The sequence below is a fragment of the Algoriphagus sp. genome, assembly GCF_024642405.1.
GTDB lineage: Bacteria > Bacteroidota > Bacteroidia > Cytophagales > Cyclobacteriaceae > Algoriphagus.
Genome location: NZ_JAHEBC010000323.1, coordinates 1 through 4,342, shown reverse-complemented (window position 1 = coordinate 4,342; position 4,342 = coordinate 1). Strand labels below are relative to the sequence as shown.

Below are 4,342 nucleotides of genomic sequence, written 5' to 3'. Positions count from 1 at the left end.
TTCAGTGTCTTTTCATAATTCACTTGGCGCAATTCAAATTCATCACTTGTTCTGTAAGAATTTTTATAAACCACAGAGTTGAAAATATAGGCTCCTGAAGCAATTCCAATAACAAGGAAAAGGTAAGCCGCGATTGAGGTCTTTTGGGTCATTCGACTTTTGGCGGTTTTCCAAGTATTTTTGAATGAGTTTTCTGTTCCTCTGCTATAAAAAATACTGAAGAATAAGATTAAGAATAGACCAAAAGCAGTCCAGTAAAGGTTAAACCAAAATAAAGGTTCCCCAAAATGACCCAAGCCATTCATATCACTCCAGCGGTAAGCCGGCTTGTAGGAGAAAAAGAACAAGTTGAAATCATATCCTGCGAAATCCCGAAACACAATCATCACCATCCAAATCCCGATAGCTGCTGCATGTCCGGCAAACTTATTATTCACCACCAAATGGACTGCAAATACCAGCATTACCATCTGCAAGTAATCAGGAAGTGAAATCAAATAACTATCGACTAAATAAACCCCTAAATCGTAATTGAAGTAACCTTTCAATGTCTGAACTGCTAATCCCACAATAATTGGAATCGTTGCTAGCATCAAGCAGATAAATGCCATTCCGGCAAACTTAGAGGCGATTACAGTTCCGTCCTTTACAGGGAAAGTATCGTTGATCACCGAGTAGCCTGATGACTTATCGCGATGTAAACTTTCTCCTGTAAAAAACACGATGATAATAAAAACAAAGAGATTGTAATCGAAAGTTTTATACTCCATCAAAAATGATGTGGAAGGGAAATTAGGTACGCTATAAAGCGTATTTCCAATCCAAAAATCCAGAACCAAAAATACCAGACCACCAAGTAAAATCGACTTGAAATAGATGTCTTTGAAGATATTTTGAAACTCGATTTTGGAAAGTGTTTTAAAGCTATTCCATTGATAATTTCCTGAGAAATTTGCCTTTGCCAATACGTTTTGAATTGTTGGAATGTCCGAATCTTCTTTTTTGGCCTTAGTTTTTTTCTGTTCGGATTGGAAGAAATAAGTAAAGCTAAATCGCATGTAGGAAGCGATAAAAAATATGATTCCAACACTTACCCAAAGTATTCGGTTGATCAGAAGATTTCCCACAACAGGTAGAATAAAATTGTTTTGCTCGTAGGGGGTTAAATATCTAGTCTGAAAATTGAAAGTGTTGATTCCAAAAGGATCTATGATCTCCACCAAATCTTTATTTTCAATATCCTGAGCGAGAAAATTTGCGAGGAGATAGATAATGAACACGACAATTCCTCCAGAATAAATGGATTTAATATTTCGTGTGAATACAATCAAAGCAAAGAATAAAGATCCTGCTAACCACAAATTTGGTAAACTAAGAGTTAACCAAGGATGTAAATAGTTTATGAGTAGGTTTGGTCCGTATCGAAGCTCATCAGTGCCAAAAAGTGGACCAAGTAAGGTTCCCAAATAAAACCCAACAATACTCCCGAAAGAGATAAACATCAAGGTCACAAACGATCCCCAGAATCTACCCATGAAATAATCAAATTTGGAAATCGGGTAACTGAAAAGGAAGGTTCCAGTTTTATGCTCAAGATCTCGATAAATGGGTACACCCATCACCGCAGAAGCAATCAAAATTCCAAAAATTGAAATCAATAATTGAAGGTTTGCAATCACGATTGGGGCATTGTGGAAAACCTTTTCAGAGGCAGGTGTATTGCCAAATCCCACCAAAAGCAATGGGACAACCAATAGCATCAAGAAATAGATATACGTCGCCGGGCGACTGAATCTATATTTCAGTTCAAAAATAAAAATATCTAAAAACATAGCTTTGGATTAAATCGTGATAGGGTCTACCTTCTTTGATATATGGCTGAAGTATACATCTTCCAGATCAGCAGGAACTGCCTCAAATCCATCGCCTGGGTGTTCATCACTTTCAATTCTTAAGCTCAATTTTCCTTCAAGGAGTTTGGTGGAAATCACTGAATATTTTTCTCGATATTCTCCGAGTTCAGCTTTTTCAATTGACTTCTTAAAGATTTTACCATTTACAGAGGCTATTCCTTCTGCTGGTTTTCCTTGCATAAGCACTTCCCCTTGACAGATGATAGCCATGTTGGAGCAAAGGGTATTGACATCTTCCACGATGTGTGTCGAAAGGATCACAACAGTATTTTCACCGATTTCTGATAGAAGATTATAAAATCTATTTCTCTCCGATGGATCCAAGCCAGCTGTTGGTTCATCAACAATAATTAAAGATGGGCTTCCCACCAAGGCTTGTGCAATCCCAAAACGCTGACGCATCCCTCCTGAATAAGTTCCAAGCCCTTTTTTTCGATGACTGTAAAGATTTACTTTCTGAAGAAGACTTTCTACCAAGTCTTTTCTCTCACTTTTATTTCCGATTCCTTTCATTTGAGCGATATGGTCGAGCATCACCTGAGCATTGATCCTAGGATACAAACCAAAATCCTGAGGTAAATAACCCAATCGTTCTCTTACAGCCTGTTTGTCTTTCAAAACATCGATGTCATCCAGCATAATGCTTCCAGAATCAGGATCTTGAAGTGTTGCAATAGTTCTCATAAGAGTGGATTTTCCTGCTCCATTAGGCCCAAGTAAACCAAACATTCCTTGAGGAATTGTCAAGGTAATGTTATTCAAAGCTTTCACGCCATTGGCATAAGTCTTTGAAAGATTTTTAATGATTAGCTCCATTTGAAATTATTGAGGTTAAGTGATAGATTAAAAATTGATAGTTGATAAATCATCTTTTTGCTTTTTGAATATAAGAAATTGTTTATAAATGACTTAGACAAAAAGATGAAAGCAATTTTAATTAATAGATGCAGGGTTTACAGATAAGGTTGCTATCAATTAAAAAGTAATTCTTAAACTGGGTATCAAAAAAATCAAAATTGAATGACGGGGTTTATGAAATTTGCCTACAGATATCTTTTTCTATTTCTTATTGCAGTCATACTTTTTTCTTGTCGAAAAGTTGATTTCAAAAAAGAATCCGGATCCTTTGAAGCTTTTTCAGAAATGGTTCAAGCAGGAGTAAAACCAATTGCGTTGAGTTCGCCTATGAGTACCGCCGAAGTGGAATTGTTTTTACCAGAAGCAAAGCGTATTGCCCAAAAATATGGGGTTGAGGTTTTCAGAGAGCCAAATCTCATCGGAACTAGTCTTTTTGATTCTTCAGTAGTAGCGGAAAAAGAAGTACTTATTTTATATAAAGGGAAAAATTTAGAAGCCTACCAACTTCTTAAAAATGATGTATTTGGATTAATGTCAAATGGTGATTATTCAGCAAGCAAAAAGGAAGCTATTTCCAGGGCTTTTGGCAGGCTGTTAGGATATCCAGAAACACGAATCAATAATTTATTGGCTCAGAATTCCGACTACAGAGATTTAGAAGACTTTGGCGTAAAGGGACAGGAACTGATTTGGTTTTATAGGGATTTGGTAGTGGCAAAGCGTTTCTATGGAGAAACATTAGGCTTGAAAATGATTTCTGAGGATGAGAATTCAGCTACTTATCAAATTGCTGGAGATTCAAAGTTGGTTTTGAAAAATATTGAAGGAAGTAACTATTCCGGAAGGGAAGCGAAGTCAGTGGCATTGGCACTTTTGACAGATAATCTCGAAACTTGGTATAGGTATCTTCAAACTAAAAATGTTGAAATCAAATACACATTAAAAGTAAATCCAGAAGGTGCTCATGATGGCTTTGTGGCTATAGACCCAGAAGGATATTTGTTGGAATTTGAAATGTTTCGAATGCACCCTGAGAATGAAAGGTTTATTCCAGAATTAAAAAGTCTAGAACCTTTGAAGACAAATTTAGGATCAGAGTATAATTTTTATGCTAGCATCACTTGGCTTTACTATAAGGATATGCTTCCTATGGAGAATTTTATGACTCAAAATCTTGGCTTAGAATTGTCTGCTGATCAGGGCTGGGCTAAGATTTATCGCTTATCAAATAATAGCTATTTGGGATTAGTCGATGAAAAACGAGGGATGAATAATTTCGCTGAAAAGAAATTGGTGGAGGTAAAATTTAACTTGGAAGAAGCTGAAGGTTGGGAAGAGTATTTGGGAAAAACGGCAAAAGATTCTGTTCGTTTATCTGGGATTTTCCAAGATTTGGGAGGTTATGTCTTTCGGTTTTGATAGAATTTTTATCTCTTTTTTAACCACATAGATGCATAGTTCACATAGTTTAGCTTACTTAGCTACAGTCAGTTTTAGTAAATCATGTTAATGGTCAACTCAAAAAAGACCCAATAACTTTGGCCAGTTTTATCAGTAAAATATCTTCTAAT

General features: G+C 36.2%; 2 protein-coding genes and 1 pseudogene. 1 reads left to right on the top strand and 2 read right to left on the bottom strand.

Features of this window, described 5'->3' with window-relative positions:
* Both Q0L68_RS16980 and Q0L68_RS16975 read right to left on the bottom strand, forming a co-directional pair.
* Positions 1–1,832, bottom strand: a pseudogene (locus Q0L68_RS16980) (hypothetical protein); the annotation flags it as partial.
* A gap of 9 nt (positions 1,833–1,841) precedes the next feature.
* A complete protein-coding gene (locus tag Q0L68_RS16975) occupies positions 1,842–2,729 on the bottom strand; it encodes an ABC transporter ATP-binding protein (protein WP_296705426.1) in 888 nt (295 codons plus the stop codon).
* A gap of 216 nt (positions 2,730–2,945) precedes the next feature.
* On the opposite strand from Q0L68_RS16975, the gene Q0L68_RS16970 reads away from it, so the two are divergent.
* Entirely contained in the window at positions 2,946–4,190 is a 1,245-nt protein-coding gene (locus Q0L68_RS16970; RefSeq protein ID WP_296705425.1) for a VOC family protein, read from the top strand.
* The last annotated feature ends 152 nt before the right edge of the window (positions 4,191–4,342 follow it).

Bases quoted from the DNA above. Each gene is read 5' to 3' on its own strand.
- Q0L68_RS16975 (WP_296705426.1), bottom strand. From the start codon at position 2,729: ATGGAGCTAATCATTAAAAATCTTTCAAAGACTTATGCCAATGGCGTG.
- Q0L68_RS16970 (WP_296705425.1), top strand. From the start codon at position 2,946: ATGAAATTTGCCTACAGATATCTTTTTCTATTTCTTATTGCAGTCATA.